Genomic DNA, 19442 nt, shown 5'->3' with positions numbered 1-19442 from the left:
TGGTTGGGAGGAACAGCTTTACAAAAGTCGCTCTTCCAGCCTTTTATAAGATTTCTACGCTGAGTAACTTTGCATTGTTCAAAAGAGCTATTACTTTTTAAGGGAGGAGTAGAAAGAAATGAACAAAATTGTCCTAACGATGGCATCGCTGAGGATGATGTCAGGGAGCATTGAGATTATCGCAGCCATTGTGATGCTGAGACTGGCGACGGTGGAGAAAGCACTGCTGGTGAACTCAGGGCTGGCTCTAGTAGGTCCTCTAGTACTTCTAGCAACAACGACGATTGGATTAGTAGGAATAGCAGAGAAACTATCATATGGCAAAATGCTCTGGGTGATTGCGGGGGTAAGTTGTCTCTTTATTGGTATTTTAAAAAAGTAATCGGTCATATTTCTTTCTATTAAGCATAGAAATGAGTATAGAAGACTGGACAACTTGGAGGGATGTCTCCCTATGCTCGATTCGATTGTGCACTTACTACCTCAAACTTTTCGATCTCTCTTAGCAGGACTGCCGCCGGACGTACAAGCTAGTGTTGAAGAAATAAGGGTGAGAGAGTCACGACCCCTTGAGATTAGTTGGGGTGATCGTTATACCTTTGTCGGTGAACGGGGGGAGATGGTGACTCAGGAAACGAAGGCATACAAGCCAACAAGGCAGGATTGTCTTACGCTGCTAGAGATGCTCACGAATCACTCCTTGTATACCTTCGAGGAAGAGCTGCGTAGAGGCTATATCACGATTGCTGGAGGTCATCGAGTAGGACTAGCAGGGCGAACCGTTTTGGATCAGGGACATGTCAAACAAATACGTGATGTGAGTTCTTTCAACATAAGGATTGCCCGCGAGATCCAAGGTGTCGGCCAAGAGGTGTTACCGCAGCTATTCGATCCTTTGCTGAGAAGCATCCATCATACGCTCATCATTTCACCTCCGCAGCACGGGAAAACAACGCTCATACGCGATCTGGCTAGATTGATTAGCCGAGGAGAATGGGGGGGGAATAACGTATCGACGGCTGGTAAGAAAGTGGGTGTCGTGGATGAACGATCAGAACTGGCTGCTTGTGTCAAAGGGGTGCCTAGATTCGATCTGGGGCCACGAACTGACGTAATGGATGGTTGTCCGAAGGCGGAAGGCATGATGATGATGATTCGGTCGTTATCACCAGATGTCCTGATTGTGGATGAGATTGGGCGTCCAGAAGATGCAATCGCCATCCATGAGGCTGTTCACACCGGGATTCGCGTCGTAGCCACTGCGCATGGTGCTGATTATGAGGATGTACGCAGGAGGCCGGTTCTGAAGCAGCTGTTGGAAGAGGGTGTATTCACAAGGTATGTCATCCTGTATAGAAGAAAAGGTGCAATGGCAACGCATCGCGTCTTAGATTGTCAGGGCAAGCCCTTGGAACTCTATCCTATGCGTAAAGGGTGATGTTAGATGCTGAAATTTGTCGGAGGGGTTCTTGTTATCGGTGCTGCCACATTGTTTGGTTTCCTAAAGGCTGCTCACTATATAAGGCGTCCCAAGCAAATCCGTGGCCTTATCAGTGCATTAGGGAGAATGGAGACGGAAATCATGTACGCACTCACACCGCTGCCTGAAGCTTTCGCCTCACTCAGCAAGCAGGTCGCAGAACCACTCTCTTCCTTATTTCGAATAACTTCAGAGCGTTTATTGAAGAATGACGGTAAATCTACCCGTGAGATTTGGCAATGGAGTGTCAATGATGTATGGACAAGAACTTCGATGAAGCAAGCGGAACAAGAAGTGGTGCTGCAGCTGGGAGCCGTTCTTGGACTCACAGATCGAAGTGATCAAATCAAACATTTACGGCTCGCTATTAGCCAACTTCAAACGGAAGAAACCGAGTCTAGGGAAGAGCAGAGGCGTTACGAGAAAATGTGGAAAAGCCTCGGTGTCTTAATCGGAGCATTGATCGTGATATTGATGTATTAATGGTAGCAAGGGATACTTGGCCGTACAAGTGAGTTCCTTGTCAACAGAGTGAGGTGCCTGGAATGAACGTAGATGTGAATGCCATTTTCCAGATCGCCGGCATCGGCATCATCATCGCGATGATCCATTCGGTGCTCAAGCAGATGGGCAAAGAGGATATGGCACACTGGGTCACGGTCATTGGCTTCGTGGTCGTGCTCTTTATGGTCGTCAGTATGCTCGATCATTTATTTAAAGAAATCAAAACGATCTTCCTATTCCAATGAGGTGGGCCTGATGGAAATCATCCAGATCGTAGGTTTAGGACTCATCGTTACGATATTAACGCTCATCATCAAAGAGCAGAAGCCAATGTTCGCCTTCTTGCTGGCAGCATTTACGGGCATCATGATTTTCTTGTTCCTGATCGGTAAAATTTCCTCTGTCATCCAGGTGCTCGAGGATTTAGCTCAAAAGTCAAGCATCAATATGGTTTTTCTCAAAACGATTCTGAAAATCATTGGTGTTGCTTACATCGCTGAATTCGGTGCTCAAATCGTGCGAGATGCCGGTCAAGAATCCATTGCCTCCAAGATCGAGCTTTCCGGGAAAGTGCTCATTATGGTAATGGCTATTCCGATCATAACCGTCATCATAGAAACCGTTGTTAAACTGCTCCCTGCTTAGGATGATCCATGAGGAGTGACCTATATGAATCTACTTTATTCGCACCAGAAGCTGAACAACCGCTGGATCATTTTGTTCATAATGACAATGGGCTTATGGCTTGGATTGACGGGAAATATGGCCGCTGAATCGCCTACGGATATCATTATCAAGGAGCAGGCCAACCATCTGAACACGGAACCTGTTGAGCAATATTGGGATAAGCTCATGAAGGATTACGGCGGTTACTTCCCAGAAAGTAAGACGCCAACCTTCATGGAATTGCTGCTTGGAACCAAAGGCATTAGCATGAAGAGCATTTTCAAAGGGCTGCTTAGCTATGTGTTCCACGAAATCATCATTAATGGAAAGCTGCTTGCTTCGATCGTTATTCTGACGATTTTCAGTATGATTCTCGAAACGCTGCAAAGCTCCTTTGAAAGGAACACGGTCAGCAAGCTTGGTTATTCAATTACCTATATGGTTTTGATCATTATAGCTATCAACAGTTTCAGCGTAGCAATCGGTTACGCCAAAACGGCTATTTCGTCCATGATTCAATTCATGATTGCCATTGTTCCTTTGCTCTTAACTCTTTTGGCATCAATGGGAAATGTCAGTTCTGTGGCGATTTTACATCCTCTGATTGTGTTTATGATCCATTCAGTTGGTACAGCGATATACGTGTTTATATTCCCATTGTTGTTCTTTTCGGCTGTCCTGCACATCGTAAGCTCCCTAAGTGAGAAATACAAAGTCACCCAGCTAGCGAACCTGCTGCGCACAATAAGTTTAAGTATGCTGGGCGTATTTGTCACTGTTTTCCTCGGCGTTATATCGATTCAAGGGACTGCGGGAGCGGTTAGAGACGGTGTTGCGATTCGAACGGCAAAGTACATTACCGGAAACTTTGTCCCCGTTGTGGGCCGCTTATTCTCGGATGCAACTGAGACAGTGATTGGGGCATCGCTGCTTGTGAAAAATGCAATTGGACTCGTTGGGGTTGTCATTCTAATCTTGTTGTGTGCGTTTCCGGCTATCAAAATTTTAACGCTAGCTTTCATCTATAACTTATCCGCAGCGATCATGCAGCCCTTGGGAGATAGTCCGATTATCGCTTGCTTGCAAACGATAGGTAAGAGCTTAATTTATGTGTTTGCGGCACTGGCAGCCGTCAGCTTAATGTTCTTTCTAGCTCTAACGATCATGATTACGATCAGTAATGTCTCCGTAATGATGCGGTGAAAGGAGGCAGCTATGGATTGGTTAGCGGGATGGCTAAAAAGCGTCATTATGGTCATTATGTTGGCTACATTTGTTGATCTACTACTTCCCAGTAATACGATGCAGCGATATGTCAAAACAGTTATGAGTTTATTCATCTTACTTACGCTGTTATCTCCAGTACTTCAATTGTTTCAGAAGGATTGGGACATCGATCAATTGATCGGTCAAGCGGAGCAGCGGCAAAACGAGAAAACAATGCTTGCGAGCAGCGGCGGTGGAAATCCATTTATGAAATCGCTCGATGTGATTACGAAGGATGCCCAAAAGCTTCAAGAAGCAGGACAAAAACAATCACAGCAAATGATTCAAGCACAGCTGGCTGAGTTAATGAAAGAGGATTTACAGAAGCAAACAGAGCTGATCATCCAAGACGTTCAGGTGCTGGCGCAAATCGACAATAACGGGAAACCCGCTATAACGAAAGTCAGGGTAACCCTTGATGATATAGAAACGACGAAACAAGTAAAATCAACGTCAGCCTCCAAAAGCATAGCTGTCATGGAGCCAGTCAAGCCAATTGATCCGATACGGATCGAACCAACAACGAAACTGCAGGGAAGTAACCCAAGTGACAAAGAAGCAGCTGCTCTGCCTAAGTTATCGTCACGAATGGAGCAAGAGGTTGACCATCTCAAGCAAAAAATCGTGCGTGACTGGATCGTGGAGCCTGCACAGATTGATATCCAATTGAAACAACGGAATGGAAGGATTGCGAGGTGAATCGATGGGAACATTGCTGCAATGGATGGAGCACAAATTCGGCGGAGGTCCGGGAGGACCCAAACGTAAGAACACTCTCTTGTGGGTCGTTATGATTGGACTCTTGGGAGCTGCGCTGATGATTATGAATGCATTTATGACTGTAAAAGATGTTGATCCCATCAATGCGGGCAGAGCTTCTCCGCAGCCCAGCAAAGAAACATTTCTCAACAGTACATCCAAAGAAAATTCTACCTTTCACGATTATGAATCGGCCTACCAAACACAGTTGAAGGAGATTTTGCAGAAAATTGTTGGCGTAGGCGATGTTGAAGTGCTCGTTACAATTGAGTCGACGGAGGAAATGACAGTCGACAAAAATTATAATGACAATCAGCAAATGACGACAGAACGCGACAATGGTGGAGCGACACGGAATATATCCCAGGTAACGCGGAGTGGTGAAGTGGTTGTCTATCAAGTTTCCGGTGACCAGAAACCGCTTGTGCTCAAATACATTAAACCGAAAATCAGAGGCGTCATCGTTGTCGCCAAAGGCGCCGAGAATCTCACGGTGAAAAAAATGATTACAGAAGCTGTAGAGCGAGGACTTGATGTGCAAGCGAGTAGGATCTCTATTTTACCCCGCAAAACTGGGGGATGAATGTGGAAGTTAATCAAAATTGAGGAGGAATTTCAATGAATGCGAAAAGACAAACAATTTGGCTCGTTTCTATGCTTAGTTTAATGGTGGTGCTTTCCGCCTATTATCTGTTCACTGAGGATGTCAATAAGCTCGATTTAGCATCAACAGAAACGATCAATAAAACACAAGAAGTGAAGATTGATATGAGCCAGGTTGACCCTGCGAATGCAGCCAAAACTGATGTGAAAGCGACAACAGGTGGAGATGCAAAAGTAGACACAAAAGCTGTAACTCCGCAAAATTCAACAAAAACAGACGTGAAAACCGATGTTAAAACAGATGCGAAAACGGATGCTAAAACAACAACAACAACGCAAGATGCTTCCAAAGCAACTACACCAAATACTGCCAAAACAGATGATCAAGTTCTGAAGATGGTTGAAGAGCAAGCGAGAACAACATCAGCTAGCGATTATTTCACGAATGAGCAAATGAAACAAAGAGATTATTTCAGCAAAACATCCTCTGATTTAATGGAAATCATTATCGATTCTAAGAAGACACCTGAAGCTGTAGCCAAAGCGACAAATGACTTAGCGAAACTGACAGATATTCAAGAGAAAGTAGAAAATTTACAAGATGTGCTTATGAAAGACTTCCCGCAAGCCATCATTAATCAAGATGGAAACAAGTGGAAAGTGACAGTTCAAAGCGATAAATTAGAGAAAAGCCAAGGTGTAACAATTGTTGATATGGTGATGAAAGAGCTAGGTACAGGTCCGGAAAATATTAAGATTCAATATGTTCGTCCTTAGTAAAAAGAGGTGAGATTAGCCTGCCCAGGATGACAATGGAAAGGGTCCGGACAAACTGGACTCTTTCCATTTCTTGCGTTTATGGGTATAATACATACGTTGCGGCTATGAAACCGCATTTTTTACTGGTTCACCAACCTTGAAGGAGTGACATGAATGTTCAAATTGAGTGAAATCAAAGAGTTGATCAAACTCGTCGATCAATCCTCTTTACAAGAGCTTGAAATCGAAAATGAAGGTGCACGCCTTTCTATTCGCAAGCCGAATAAAACGGAGTCTGTCTATGTAACGGCCCCCGTTCAACACACGTATGCTCCGATCGGTCAAGGAAACATTGCTAATACAGCACCTGCTGCCGCTCTCGAAGCATCTATCCCTGCGACTACTGGACATGCTAAGCAAGAGGACTCATCTTTACATAAGATAGTTTCACCGATGGTAGGAACCTTCTATCAATCTGCTTCTCCTGGCTCTGCTCCTTTCGTAAGTGTTGGCTCCAAAGTAGGCGACAAAAACGTCGTCTGTATTGTGGAAGCTATGAAATTGATGAATGAAATCGAAGCTGAAATTAAAGGTGAAATCGTTGAAGTGCTCGTAGATAACGGTCAGCTTGTTGAGTACGGACAGCCTTTATTTTTAGTTAGACCAGAGTAAGCGATTAGTAAGCTTCTGCTTATGACGCAGTTTTGCTTGAGCAAAACTCAGTACACGCTTATGATGCAAGTTTTCCTAACGGAAAACTCTTAGGAGGAAAAATAATGAAATTTCATAAAATCCTAATAGCGAACCGCGGAGAAATTGCTGTTCGTATTATCCGAGCTTGTCGTGAGCTTGGCATTTATACAGTGGCTGTTTATTCGGAAGCTGATCGTGAAGCGCTTCATGTGCGTCTAGCCGACGAAGCCTATTGTATTGGGCCAACTGCCTCCAAGGACAGCTATTTAAACTTCACGAATCTGATGAGTGTTGCTACGCTAACAGAATGTGATGCGATCCATCCAGGATATGGCTTCTTAGCAGAAAATGCGGACTTCGCAGAAATTTGCGAGAGCTGCAATATTACATTTATCGGTCCATCCCCAGATGCGATAAGCCGAATGGGTGATAAAGCGGTTGCCAAGCAAACGATGAAAGAAGCGAGAGTACCGATCATTCCAGGTTCAGACGGTTTGGTTGAGAACATTGACGACGCGATCGTCATTGCTAGAGATATCGGTTACCCGATCATCATTAAAGCGACAGCAGGCGGCGGCGGTAAAGGTATACGTATTGCCGAGAACGAGGAAACACTCGTACAGCAGATTACGGCAGCGCAGCAAGAAGCACAAAATGCTTTTGGCAACGCAGGTATATATTTGGAGAAATACTTGACAGGCATGAAGCATGTTGAGATTCAAATTATAGCGGATAAACACGGTAATGTTGTTCACTTAGGTGAGCGTGATTGTTCCGTACAGCGCCGTAGACAGAAGCTTGTTGAAGAAGCTCCTTGTCCAATTCTAACAGCTGAAACACGGACAGCAATGGGGCAAGCGGCCGTTCGTGCAGCGAAAGCCGTTAATTATTCCGGTGCAGGAACACTTGAGTTCCTACTCGGTCCTGATGGTAACTTCTACTTCATGGAAATGAACACGAGAATCCAGGTTGAGCATCCCGTAACCGAAATGATTACAGGAATTGATATCATCCAAGAGATGATTCGTGTAGCAGAAGGCAATCCATTATCTTTTGCACAAGAAGACGTCCGCATCAATGGATGGGCTATCGAGTGTCGTGTGAATGCGGAAGATCCAAATCGGAACTTCATGCCTTCAGCGGGTCAAGTGAAGTTTTACTTGCCGCCAGGTGGTTTTGGCGTTCGGGTTGACAGCGCGGTATATCCGGGTTACACAATCCCGCCACACTATGATTCCATGATCGCTAAGCTTATTGTTTGGGGAAATACGCGTGAAGAAGCGATTGCCCGGATGAAAAGAGCGCTCACCGAGTTTGCGGTGGATGGTGTGAACACGACGATTCCATTCCATTTGAAGCTGCTTGAGCACAAGAAATTTATCAAGGGTGACCATGATATTAAGTTCTTGGAAGAGCATGATGTCAACGATCCAGAATCTTAGACAAACATTTGTCATATTTTTGGCGAAATGGTATAGTAATAAATTAAGATGGCTTATCCAAACCATGGATCAAGCAAGGGAATGCTTATGAAACAAGTTTGTTTCACAAACGCAGTTAATGCTTACGACGCCAGTTTTACTGGCGCAAAACTCTAAGGAGGTGCCACAATGAGCACAATCGCTCCGGATTACGTCAAAACAGACATGGGCAGCATCCAAATTGCCCCCGAAGTTATCGAAATCATTGCCGGTTTGGCAACGGTGGAAGTGCAAGGAGTAGCGGGGATGAGTGGCGGATTAGCTGGCGGCATTGCTGAGTTGCTTGGACGTAAGAATTTGTCCAAAGGCGTAAAGGTAGAAGTCGGACAACGTGAAGCAGCCATTGACGTCTCCATCATTATTGAATATGGCAATCGAATTCCTGAAGTTGCAAGCGACATTCAACAAAATGTGAAGCAGGCAATTGAATCGATGACAGGCTTAAACGTTGTTGAAGTCAATGTTCATATTCATGATGTTCATTTTAAACTGGCAGATAAACCGGTTGAAGAAGAAACAGCAGCTGCCCATCGGGTGAAATAGGCGGAACTGCTGAATCCATATGGATCAATTGAAACCCCCTACAGGTTGCAGGGGGTTTCCTCTAACTATAGGAAGGGGACAAGCTTACGTGGGTAAAATTGTGGACAGGCTCTTGCTACTTCTCTATAGCCTAATTATTCTAATTGCTTCTATCGTTGTTTTGTTCACAGCTTCAAGCTGGATCCCGTTAGAACAAGCAGGTCAGATGTTAAGTAATTTTTATTTCGAAAAAAACTTTGCGTACCCAGCGATTATCATCAGCTTGATCATGCTGTTGATCTCAGTTCGTTTCCTCATTTTAACGCTGCGTCGAGGTCGTTCTCAAGCGCCATCCATCGACCAACGAACGGATTTCGGAGATATTCGTATCTCGATAGAAACGGTTGAGAATTTATCTTTGAAAGCTGCTGGTCGTACCAAAGGTGCCAAAGATTTACGTGCACGTGTAAGGGTGAATCAATCAGGTCTAGAAATTACGATCAGAACCATTGTGGATGGGGAAAGTTCGATTCCTGAACTTACTGAAGAGATGCAAAGTACTGTGAAAAGTTACATCGAAGATATTACTGGCATTCCTGTAGCTTCCGTAACCGTATTCGTAGCGAACATCGTGCAATCAGCCCCAACTTTTAAAAGCCGAGTCGAATAGAGGTGAACCCACTCATGTGGAATGAACTGTGGGAGTCCCATAGGGGCAAAGTGATCGGAGTGGCAGCAGGCGTTTTCTTCGGCTTCATTTATTTATTTTTTGGTTTTTGGGATATGTTGATCTTTGGATTCATTGTTCTGCTCGGTTTTTATGTAGGAAACAAATTGGATCGGAAAGAAAGTTTCGTCATTCTTGAAGACATTTGGCGCTATCTCACGCAAAAATGGAGAATGTTTCGCTAAAATCCCTGGTTCTACCATGGATTTTTTTGTTTGGATTCATTCCAATATGACGTATACTAGTAAAAAGAGTTTTTTAGGACGAGTTACATCCATGATTGCTTAAGAAGTCAGTTTTCTGGCGAAAACTTTTAGGAGGACCACAATGAAACGCAGAGTTGCACGAGAAATTGCCGTACAAAGCCTTTACCAAATCCAGATGAATGAGGCTACACCTCAGGAAGCTGTCCAAATTGCGATTCATGAAGCAGAGCATGATAATGAAACAGAGTTGAATTTTTCCGGAGATAAAATTGACCCTCTATACATTATTGAACTCGTTGAGGGTACATACAGTAACAAAGTTAGAATTGATGAACTGCTTGAAGAGTACTTAAAGGGATGGGCGATGGACAGGCTCTCACGGATTGATCGTGAAGTGTTGCGTTTGGCTGTTTATGAAATGCTGTACAGAGATGATGTTCCACCTAAAGTTGTCGTCAATGAGGCGATTGATTTGGCCAAGCATTATGGCACGGAGGAGTCAGGTAAGTTCGTTAACGGTGTACTTGGTAAAATGATTAAAGAAGTTGAAGATTTAAAGGGCAAAGTAACACCGTCCTAATTAACATTGATTATTCAACCATTTATATATAGCCATAACAAACGTTTTTCACAAAACTCTTAGGGGGAAATAACATGTCTGCACAAGTTATTAATGGGAAAGAACTCGTGAGTTCCATCCGTGAGGAGATCAGGTCGGATGCGGCCGCGCTTACTGCGCAAGGCAACCAGCCTGGTCTTGTCGTTGTTATTGTGGGAGAAGATGCGGCTTCACAGGTATATGTAAGAAACAAAGCGAAAGCCTGTGATGATGTAGGAATTTATTCCGAAGTACATCGTTTACCGGAAAATACAACGCAACAAGAGTTAATTGGACTTATTCATAAATTTAATAGCGATAACCGAATTAACGGCATTCTTGTTCAATCTCCACTGCCTAAGCATATCAATGAAGAGGCTGTTGTTGATGAAATTGATCCGCTTAAGGACGTAGATTGTTTCCACCCCATTAATGTCGGTAACTTGATGATTGGCAAAGATGGGATGAAGCCATGTACACCGCATGGTGTTATCGAAATCCTAAAACGCACAGGAGTCGAAATAGCTGGCAAGCACGCTGTTGTTGTAGGAAGAAGCAACATCGTAGGCAAACCAATGGCTATGCTGCTTCTGCGCGAGCACGCGACGGTATCTGTTGTTCACTCTCGTACTCCGAATATGGAGGAAATCACGAAACAAGCGGATATTCTTGTTGTTGCTGTTGGTAAAGCGCATTTGATTAAAGCTCATCACGTGAAGCCTGGTGCTGTCGTTATCGATGTGGGGATGAATCGTCCTGCTGACGGTAAACTGACAGGAGATGTTGATTTCGAAGCGGTTAAAGAGATTGCAAGTGCAATCACACCCGTACCTGGTTGCGTAGGTCCAATGACCATTACCATGCTGCTTCGCAACACGGTTGATGCAGCTAGCCGCGCAGCTAAAGCGAATGTGAGCGTTTAATAAGGAGTATGGCGAGAAACGAGACGAAGATCTTATCTGTCAAGGACTTGAACCGGTATATTAAACTCATGCTAGAGGGCGATTCCCGTCTGCAGGATGTTTGGGTTCGTGGGGAAATCTCTAATTTCACTCACCATTCCAGCGGTCATATGTATTTTACGATGAAAGATGCGGATGGCAGGCTAAAAAGCATCATGTTTGCTTCTCATAACCAGAAGCTCGGTTTTATACCGAAAGAGGGAACGAAAGTGATCGCTCGCGGTAATATTTCCGTATATGAACGAGACGGAGCTTATCAGTTCTATGTGACGGCGATGCAGCCAGATGGCATCGGCAGTTTGTATATGGCCTTCGAGCAGCTCAAGAAGAAGCTCGAAGGGGAAGGACTGTTCGCGGCGGAGCGCAAGAAACCGATTCCTCGGTTTCCGCGCGCGATCGGCGTAATTACGTCTCCGACAGGAGCCGCTGTGCGTGATGTCATCATCACGCTGCAGCGCCGCTACCCGTCGGTCCAGATTCTTCTGTACCCGGTACTGGTACAGGGTGCGCAAGCTGCACCTTCGATCGTCAAGGCGATCGAAGCGATGAACCGGCTCGGTGAAGCTGACGTGCTCATCGTGGGTCGCGGCGGCGGCTCGCTCGAGGAGCTCTGGGCATTTAACGAGGAAGCCGTTGCGCGGGCTATCTGCGCCTCCGCGATTCCCGTCATCTCGGCCGTCGGCCATGAGACGGACTTCACGATCGCGGACTTCGTCGCCGATCTGAGAGCGCCGACGCCTACGGCGGCGGCTGAGCTCGCGGTGCCGAACCACCTCGAGCTGAAGCAGCAGCTATCGCAGCTAGCGCAGAGGCTGCACTATGGGCTGCTCCAGCAGCTGCGTCGCAAACAGGAACGGCTGGAGCGCGCGAAGCGCTCCCCGTTCCTGACGAACCCACGCAGGCAGCTGCTGATGCAGCCTGTGGAGCGACTCGACCGGCTAGTGGAGCAGCTCGGTTACCGCATGCGCCAGCGCCTAACGCTGCTGGCGGAACGGCGATTGAAGCTGGAGCGCCGCTTATCCAGCTTCAATCCCAAAGAGCAGGCCGTGTCCGCAAGGCGGCGCTTGGATACTTCCAAGCGGCAGATGCTCACGGCCATGCAGACCCTCCTGCGTACGAAGAAGCAGGAGTGGCAGTCCGGCGTCCGTCATTTGGACGCCCTCAGCCCGCTGAAGGTCATGCAGCGGGGCTACAGCTTGGCGTACGACGAACAAGAGCAGGAGCTCATTCGTTCAGTCACCCAAGTAAAGGTTGGAGATTTCGTTAAGATTCGTCTCAAGGACGGAAGGTTGAATTGTCAGGTATCGGGGATGGAGGAGAACAAAGATGTCAACGAGTGAAACGGAAGTTAGCTTTGAACATGCCATTGAACAGTTGGAGCGCATAGTTGCCCAATTGGAAAGCGGCGATGTGCCTTTGGAGAAAGCCATTGAGCTATATCAGGAAGGCGTTCGGCTCTCCCATCTGTGCGGTGTGAAGCTTGAACAAGTGGAGAAGAAAATTGAGATGCTGGTTGAAGGTGAATCGGGCGCTGTGAGCAGGAAGCCTTTCCAACCTGTCTTAGAAGATAAGGGGAATTAGGTTGAATAAGACGTCTACCATTCATGAATATATAGCTTCCCATGCAGATATGGTTGAAGCGGCTTTAATCCAGGCGCTGCCTGCAGCCTGGGATGTTCCTGGATCTCTGCGTGAGTCCATGAACTACTCCCTAATGGCTGGAGGCAAGCGCTTGCGCCCCATTCTGGTGCTAGCAGCAGCTGAAGTGCTCGGGGGTTCCCTAGAAGCAGCGATGCCTGTTGCTTTAGCCATTGAGATGGTTCATACTTACTCCCTGGTTCATGACGATTTGCCAGCAATGGATAATGATGATTATCGCCGAGGCAAGCTGACGAATCATAAGGTATACGGTGAGGCCATGGCCATTCTAGCTGGCGATGCATTGCTGACTCAAGCATTCTTCAGCATTACGCAGGCCCATAAAGGCCATGGTATTCCAGCAGAACGTGTGCTCTCCATCACAGAAGAACTTGCCATTTATGCAGGCGCGAGAGGGATGGTTGGCGGTCAAGCCGCTGATATGCTCGGGGAGCAAGGCATTACAAAGCTTGAAGAATTAGCTTTCATTCATACGCATAAGACGAGTGATCTCATTGTTTTCTCTTTACGTGCAGGCGGTCATATTGCCGGCGCAACGGAATCGCAACTTTGTGCACTTAGTGAATTCGGCAGTGCGATTGGTCTTGCTTTTCAAATTCAGGATGATATTTTGGATATTATCGGTGATGAGAAGAAGTTAGGTAAGCCTGTGAAGAGCGATGAGAAGCAGCAGAAGGTAACTTATCCCTTTTTTATCGGGATCCAAGCTTCGGAGCAGAAGGTCAAGGATTTAACGATTCAAGCCAAAGAAGCACTGCTTCGTGCAAAGATTGCGCACCCTGAGAGGCTTCTCCAACTGGCGGATTACTTAATGCAGAGGGATCATTAATCCTTAATTGCCTGAATTATTCCCCTTGCGCTTTTGTCGTTTTACACGAAATACCCAAAACTATGATATAATGGTGAAATCTTAGCATTTTCACATTGAAAGTGAGGAAACAAGCGTGCTGCTCGAACAAATCAATCGGCCTGAGGACTTAAAGCGTTTATCCTTGACGGAGCTTGAGACATTGGCTGGTGAAATCCGTCAATTTCTGATTGAGAAGCTGTCCGTTACAGGTGGACACTTGTCCTCCAATTTAGGTGTGGTTGAGCTCACCATTGCTTTACATACCTTGTTCCACAGCCCGTATGATAAATTTATTTTTGATGTGGGTCATCAAGCTTACGTACACAAAATTTTAACCGGTCGCAAAGATAAATTCGATACCCTACGCAAGTACAAGGGACTTTGTGGATTCGTGAAACGTTCTGAAAGTGAACATGACGTCTGGGAAGCCGGGCATAGCAGTACTTCGCTGTCAGCTGCAATGGGAATGGCGATGGCCCGTGATCTAAAAGGTGAACATAATAAAGTTGTTGCCGTTATTGGTGATGGGGCGATTACCGGTGGTATGGCTTTAGAAGCAATGAACCACATTGGTCATGAGAAGAAAAATATTATGGTCATTCTGAATGACAATGAAATGTCGATTGCGCCCAATGTCGGGGCTATTCATAATTATTTGAGCAAAATTCGTTCGGATCGTCATTATTTGAAGGCCAAAGAAGAAGTTGAACATTTACTTAAGAAAATTCCTGCCATCGGCGGCACCTTGGCCAAAACCGCGGAAAAGCTGAAGGACAGTCTGAAATATTTTGTGTTAAATGGTGTTTGGTTTGAGGAATTAGGGTTCACTTACATTGGGCCTGTAGACGGACATAATTTACCGGTATTGCTCGATACGCTTAAACAGGCCGAGAAAGTCAACGGTCCTGTGCTTGTTCATGTCGTAACGACCAAAGGCAAAGGGTATACGCCAGCCGAACAGGATTCGCACAGTTGGCATGGGCCAGGACCTTACAAGATCGAATCAGGTCAGGTGCTTAAATCCGTAGGTCCTCCCATGTATACAGAAATTTTTGGGAATACGTTGATTGAGCTTGCTGAGAAGGATTCAAGAATTGTTGCTGTTACTCCAGCTATGCCTGGAGGCTCTGGGTTACTGAAATTCGCGAAGCAGTTCCCCAATCGGATGATTGACGTCGGGATTGCGGAGCAGCATGCGGCAACACTATGTGCAGGTCTTGCGAGTGAAGGCTTGAAACCCGTATTTGCGGTATATTCCACTTTTCTTCAGAGAGCTTACGACCAAGTCGTCCACGACATTTGCCGTCCTAAGCTGAATGTTACATTTGCTATTGACCGTGCTGGGTTTGTAGGTCCAGATGGCGAGACGCATCATGGTGCATACGACATTTCATTTCTACGGACGCTGCCGAACATGGTGCTTATGATGCCTAAGGACGAACGTGAATTAAGAGATATGATGCAGACTGCTCTTGAATACAATGATGGACCTATCGCATACCGTTATCCAAGAAACAGTGGAACGGGATCGAGTATCGTTGAAGCGCCAAAAGCGATTCCAATCGGTACATGGGAGACATTGCGTGACGGGGATTATGCTGCTGTACTTGCTGTTGGACCGATGGTGCAGGTTGCCGAAGAGGCAGCCGAACAATTAGCTAAGGAAGGCATCAATCTTCGCGTTGTCAATGCAAGATTCATTAAACCGCTTGATGAAGCCTACTTACTTCAGCTAGCGAGTGAGTCTATTCCCATCATCACGATGGAAGAGGGTTCAATCCAAGGCGGATTTGGCAGCAGCGTAGTAGAGTTCTACGCAGCCAAAGGTGTCGTTGGCTTACACGTGCAAATAATGGGTATCCCGGATTACTTCGTTGAGCATGGAAGCGTGAAGGAACAACGTGAAGAAGTTGGACTTACCACACAAAACTTAATCACTGAAGTGAAGAAGCTAGTGCCACGTAAAAGACAACGAGCTTAAGCTATGGATGATAAGAATAGGAGTAACACAAACACAATGTCATCGGATAAAGAACGATTAGATCTATTGCTTCTTGAGCAAGGCTATTTCGAAAGCAGAGAAAAGGCAAAGGCCGCCATTATGGCAGGCCTTGTTTTTGCTGATGAAGAACCTGTAGATAAAGCGGGTATGAAGATCAGCCGGAAAGCTGTATTGAAAGTGAAAGGTGCGCTTCATCCTTATGTGAGTAGAGGCGGCCTTAAGTTAGAGAAGGCATTGAAACAATTTGATATCGATTTAAATGGAGCGGTTATGCTTGATATCGGAGCCTCGACAGGCGGATTTACAGACTGTGCTCTGCAAAATGGCGCTTCCTCTGTGTACGCTGTCGATGTTGGCTATAATCAATTGGACTGGTCGCTTCGAAATGATGAACGTGTTCATGTTATGGAGAGAACGAATTTTCGCTTTACGAAAATGGAGGATTTGAACGGTCCACGGCCTACATTTGCAAGCATTGATGTTTCTTTCATTTCGTTGCGTATTATTTTACCTCCACTGAAAGAGATCTTGTTAGATCAGGGTCGAGTGGTTGCCCTCATTAAACCTCAGTTCGAGGCAGGTAGAGAGAAAGTTGGTAAATCCGGTGTTGTTCGCGACCCCGATGTGCATGTGGATGTGCTGACCACTGTTTTAACTTTTGCAGAAGAGTTAGGCTTTCGCTTGAAAGGATTGACATACTCACCAATCACAGGAGGGGAAGGGAATATTGAATTCCTTGCCTATTGGTCTAGTGATACAGCTGAGGACACTTCTCTTGCTGACACTTCTTCTCTGAAAGATTTGATTGCAGGGACGGTCAAAGAAGCACAGAAATTGCATGGCAAATAAACTCATCTTTGAGAACGCCTTTTTGCGGCCCAGAGATGGGTTTTTTCAGTAGATAGGAGAGTATCAGTTTTTTACTTTTGCAGTGCATCTACCTTGACAAACGAACTCGTCCCTAAGGGACGATGGAATTGTTTATCCTTGCTTCATAAAAAAGGATTTTCCGGGTAAATCCGCGAATACTATGGCGAGGTGAAGGACATGGAACAAGGCGATGTTAAAGTCATTTTGTTAATCCTGATCATAGTTGTAGGCATTATCTTTTGGCGATTCCAAAGGTGGCTAGACGGACCGAATAAGAAGCGAAGAAGGATTCCTAGACACTCCGAAATACCACAGGATGAAGTCGTGGAGCTGCTTGAAGGGGCTGGCTTCGATGTGCTTGCCGGTAAAACCAAAATTCCCATCATCATGACGATCAATGAAAGAGAACAGCTGGAAAGCCGGTTATTCATCGACTATTTTGCCCAGAAAGATGAACAAATTTACCTCGTGAAAGTAGCGAAGGAACGTAAACCGCTTGAAATGACAGGAAGCGCAGTTCGCGATATGCTGCTAGCCTATAGTCTGATATATCCAGAAGCTGATGGCGTGCTTTATGTGGATATGGCTCTAAACAAAATAAAAAAAATCACATTTCATATAGAGGTGTAACGATGAAAGGTCAAAGGCATGTAAAAATCAGAGAGATTATTACGAACCACGAGATTGAGACGCAGGATGAATTGGTGGAGACTCTTCGGGCAGCTGGCTTTCATGTCACACAGGCGACAGTCTCACGTGATATCAAAGAGCTTCATCTGATTAAGGTGCCCTTGGATGATGGCAGATATAAGTATTCCATGCCGGCCGATCAGCGATTTAATCCGATGCAAAGACTGCGTAGAGCTTTGAGTGATCATTTTGTTAGCATTGACCATACTGACAATCTTGTCGTGATGAAATGTTTGCCAGGTACAGCCAACACGATTTGCGCACTTATTGATAATCTAGAATGGAACGGTGTCATGGGGACGATTTGCGGAGATGATACCATTCTTGTGATTTGCCGCGGCAAAGAGAACAGCCTCACTTTTGTGAATGATGTCATGTCATTACTATCTTAATTTCAGGAGGAGCACATGCTTACAGAACTTTCGATTCGTAATTTGGCTGTTATTGAACATGTACATATTCGTTTCAAAGCTGGTTTTCATGTCCTAACAGGAGAAACAGGCGCAGGTAAATCGATCATTATTGATGCTTTAACACTCATTGTTGGCGGTAGAGGATCTTCCGAGTTGGTACGTTACGGTGCAGACAAAGCAGAGATAGAAGCAATGTTTGAATTACCATCCACGCATCCGGTTTGGCATACGCTTACAGAACTCGGTATAAGTGCAGATACCAGTGAGCATTTGCTCATTCGTAGAGAAATCACCGCAACGGGTAAAAGCTCTAGCCGGATTAATGGTCAACTTGTCAACTTGACAATGCTTCGCAAAACGGGAGAGTGGCTGGTTAATATTCATGGTCAGCATGAGCATCAATCCCTGCTGAATGTAGATGAACATATTCATTCTCTAGATTTATTCGGTGATTCTGAAGTTGAAGCTGCGAAAAAAAACTATCAAGCTAGCTATGATCAATATATGAAGCTGCAAAAAGAGCTGCGAGAGCTTCAAGAAACAAGTAAACAGGCGCTTCAAATGCTAGATTTATATCGTTTTCAAATCGATGAAATTTCGGCTGCAAAGCTCAAAATGGGGGAAGATGAGACCTTAATTGAAGAGAAGCGAAAACTGGCTAACGCGGAAAAATTATTTCAAAGCTCTTCCGAGGCTTATGATTTCCTTTATGCGACGAACCGTGGCTTAGATGCAGCCGGGAAGGCGGTTTCCAGACTGCAGGATATCGTTCAACTTGATCCAACAAAGCTAAGTCCGCTTCTCGAGCAGGCGCAATCCGCTTATTATCAGATGGAAGACGCAGCTTATCAACTGCGTGATTATCGAGATGGCATCGAGTTTAATCCTTCGCGTTTGGATTTTATTGAACAAAGATTAGATATGATCACGTCTCTAAGGCGGAAATATGGAGAGAATATTAAAGAAATACTCGGTTATTTGGATAAAATTAAAAGTGAAGTTGATACCATTGAAAATAAAGATGAGCATATTCGTAAATTAGAGGACAAGCTTGCGGCTGAAGAAAAGCAGTTGGGCGTGGCGGCTTTGGATCTTTCCAATTTGCGCAAAGGAATTGCTGAACAGCTTGCGGGTCAAATTGAGCATGAACTTCGTGATCTGCAGATGGAACGCACGCAGTTCCGTGTTCAAGTGGAACAAACACTTGACGAACGAGGCATTCTTGTTGAAGGAAACAAAGTACGGTACTCACGGCAAGGAATCGATCAAATTGAGTTTCTCATGGCACCCAATCCTGGAGAGCCTTTACGAGGCCTTAGTAAAATTGCTTCTGGCGGGGAGCTCTCCCGTATTATGCTCGCTATGAAAACCATATTTGCACGCATTGATCAAATTCCTGTACTTGTTTTCGACGAAGTAGATACAGGTGTAAGTGGCCGCGCGGCGCAATCTATTGCAGAAAAAATGTCCGCTTTGTCGACAAACTGCCAAGTTTTCTCGATTACGCATTTACCTCAAGTAGCTAGTTTCGCTGATGTTCATTTCTATATTCGGAAAGAAGTGGATCAAGAACGAACGTTTACACGTGTTCAAGATATGCCTGATTCTGGACGAATTGAGGAATTAGCGAGAATGCTTGGCGGTGTTGAAGTGACGGAAACCACCCTGCATCATGCAGGGGAAATGCTTGCCATGGCAAGAAATAAGAAAGCAAGGGCATGAAAGTATAGAT

General features: G+C 45.3%; 24 protein-coding genes. All 24 read left to right on the top strand.

Translation table 11 applies throughout. The features are described 5' to 3' along the window. The first annotated feature begins 118 nt into the window (after positions 1-118). The 24 genes from AC58UU_RS14915 to recN all read left to right on the top strand — a co-directional run bounded on the left by AC58UU_RS14915 (position 119) and on the right by recN (position 19432). Complete coding sequence (locus AC58UU_RS14915; protein ID WP_057306427.1) at positions 119-382, top strand: YqhV family protein; 264 nt, start codon at positions 119-121, stop codon at positions 380-382. Between the two features lie 72 nt (positions 383-454). Further along, on the top strand, positions 455-1438 hold the full coding sequence (spoIIIAA, locus tag AC58UU_RS14910) for a stage III sporulation protein AA (protein WP_497316780.1): 984 nt from the start codon (positions 455-457) through the stop codon (positions 1436-1438). Between the two features lie 6 nt (positions 1439-1444). Continuing rightward, positions 1445-1963: a stage III sporulation protein SpoIIIAB gene (gene spoIIIAB / locus AC58UU_RS14905; RefSeq protein ID WP_497316778.1), complete on the top strand. Its 519-nt coding sequence runs from the start codon at positions 1445-1447 to the stop codon at positions 1961-1963. A gap of 62 nt (positions 1964-2025) precedes the next feature. Next, the gene (spoIIIAC, locus tag AC58UU_RS14900) at positions 2026-2229 is read left to right on the top strand and encodes a stage III sporulation protein AC (protein WP_029197158.1); all 204 of its coding nucleotides are present in this window, start codon (positions 2026-2028) and stop codon (positions 2227-2229) included. Between the two features lie 10 nt (positions 2230-2239). After that, entirely contained in the window at positions 2240-2629 is a 390-nt protein-coding gene (gene spoIIIAD, locus AC58UU_RS14895) for a stage III sporulation protein AD (protein ID WP_057306424.1), read from the top strand. 24 nt (positions 2630-2653) lie between these two features. Then, on the top strand, positions 2654-3853 hold the full coding sequence (spoIIIAE, locus tag AC58UU_RS14890; protein WP_497316775.1) for a stage III sporulation protein AE: 1200 nt from the start codon (positions 2654-2656) through the stop codon (positions 3851-3853). 12 nt (positions 3854-3865) lie between these two features. Next, a complete protein-coding gene (gene spoIIIAF, locus AC58UU_RS14885; RefSeq protein WP_497316773.1) occupies positions 3866-4615 on the top strand; it encodes a stage III sporulation protein AF in 750 nt (249 codons plus the stop codon). Then, positions 4596-5258, top strand: coding sequence for a stage III sporulation protein AG (spoIIIAG, locus tag AC58UU_RS14880; protein ID WP_497316771.1), 663 nt, complete (start codon positions 4596-4598; stop codon positions 5256-5258). The genes spoIIIAF and spoIIIAG overlap by 20 nt, the downstream gene beginning before the upstream one ends. Before the next feature lie 35 nt (positions 5259-5293). Next, a complete protein-coding gene (locus AC58UU_RS14875; protein WP_497316769.1) occupies positions 5294-6055 on the top strand; it encodes a SpoIIIAH-like family protein in 762 nt (253 codons plus the stop codon). A gap of 156 nt (positions 6056-6211) precedes the next feature. After that, complete coding sequence (gene accB, locus AC58UU_RS14870; RefSeq protein WP_497316767.1) at positions 6212-6709, top strand: acetyl-CoA carboxylase biotin carboxyl carrier protein; 498 nt, start codon at positions 6212-6214, stop codon at positions 6707-6709. Between the two features lie 104 nt (positions 6710-6813). Further along, entirely contained in the window at positions 6814-8172 is a 1359-nt protein-coding gene (accC, locus tag AC58UU_RS14865; RefSeq protein ID WP_497316765.1) for an acetyl-CoA carboxylase biotin carboxylase subunit, read from the top strand. 168 nt (positions 8173-8340) lie between these two features. Further along, on the top strand, positions 8341-8754 hold the full coding sequence (locus AC58UU_RS14860) for an Asp23/Gls24 family envelope stress response protein (RefSeq protein WP_171643488.1): 414 nt from the start codon (positions 8341-8343) through the stop codon (positions 8752-8754). An 88-nt stretch (positions 8755-8842) separates the two neighbouring features. Beyond that, positions 8843-9403 (top strand): alkaline shock response membrane anchor protein AmaP, encoded by a 561-nt coding sequence (gene amaP / locus AC58UU_RS14855; RefSeq protein WP_497316763.1) that lies wholly within the window; start codon positions 8843-8845, stop codon positions 9401-9403. Positions 9404-9417: 14 nt separating this feature from the next. Beyond that, a complete protein-coding gene (locus AC58UU_RS14850) occupies positions 9418-9645 on the top strand; it encodes a DUF2273 domain-containing protein (RefSeq protein ID WP_171643485.1) in 228 nt (75 codons plus the stop codon). Between the two features lie 142 nt (positions 9646-9787). Then, complete coding sequence (gene nusB, locus AC58UU_RS14845; protein ID WP_047673943.1) at positions 9788-10246, top strand: transcription antitermination factor NusB; 459 nt, start codon at positions 9788-9790, stop codon at positions 10244-10246. 74 nt (positions 10247-10320) lie between these two features. Next, positions 10321-11187, top strand: a complete 867-nt coding sequence (folD, locus tag AC58UU_RS14840) for a bifunctional methylenetetrahydrofolate dehydrogenase/methenyltetrahydrofolate cyclohydrolase FolD (RefSeq protein WP_497316761.1) — start codon at positions 10321-10323, stop codon at positions 11185-11187. A gap of 8 nt (positions 11188-11195) precedes the next feature. Then, on the top strand, positions 11196-12566 hold the full coding sequence (gene xseA, locus AC58UU_RS14835; protein WP_497316759.1) for an exodeoxyribonuclease VII large subunit: 1371 nt from the start codon (positions 11196-11198) through the stop codon (positions 12564-12566). After that, positions 12553-12807, top strand: coding sequence for an exodeoxyribonuclease VII small subunit (xseB, locus tag AC58UU_RS14830; RefSeq protein WP_497316757.1), 255 nt, complete (start codon positions 12553-12555; stop codon positions 12805-12807). The genes xseA and xseB overlap by 14 nt, the downstream gene beginning before the upstream one ends. 49 nt (positions 12808-12856) lie before the next feature. Further along, entirely contained in the window at positions 12857-13714 is an 858-nt protein-coding gene (locus AC58UU_RS14825) for a polyprenyl synthetase family protein (protein ID WP_497316843.1), read from the top strand. Between the two features lie 115 nt (positions 13715-13829). Then, positions 13830-15716: a 1-deoxy-D-xylulose-5-phosphate synthase gene (gene dxs, locus AC58UU_RS14820; RefSeq protein ID WP_497316755.1), complete on the top strand. Its 1887-nt coding sequence runs from the start codon at positions 13830-13832 to the stop codon at positions 15714-15716. 36 nt (positions 15717-15752) lie between these two features. Next, positions 15753-16586 (top strand): TlyA family RNA methyltransferase, encoded by an 834-nt coding sequence (locus AC58UU_RS14815; protein WP_497316753.1) that lies wholly within the window; start codon positions 15753-15755, stop codon positions 16584-16586. 198 nt (positions 16587-16784) lie between these two features. Beyond that, entirely contained in the window at positions 16785-17237 is a 453-nt protein-coding gene (locus AC58UU_RS14810; RefSeq protein ID WP_497316751.1) for a hypothetical protein, read from the top strand. Positions 17238-17239: 2 nt separating this feature from the next. Then, positions 17240-17689, top strand: a complete 450-nt coding sequence (gene ahrC, locus AC58UU_RS14805) for a transcriptional regulator AhrC/ArgR (RefSeq protein ID WP_057306407.1) — start codon at positions 17240-17242, stop codon at positions 17687-17689. 15 nt (positions 17690-17704) lie between these two features. Continuing rightward, on the top strand, positions 17705-19432 hold the full coding sequence (recN, locus tag AC58UU_RS14800; RefSeq protein WP_497316748.1) for a DNA repair protein RecN: 1728 nt from the start codon (positions 17705-17707) through the stop codon (positions 19430-19432). Positions 19433-19442 lie beyond the last annotated feature (10 nt).

The sequence above is a fragment of the Paenibacillus sp. JT22N1 genome (genome assembly GCF_059692155.1).
Note: the sequence above shows the minus strand (reverse complement) of the source record. Positions and strands in the feature narration are given on the sequence as shown.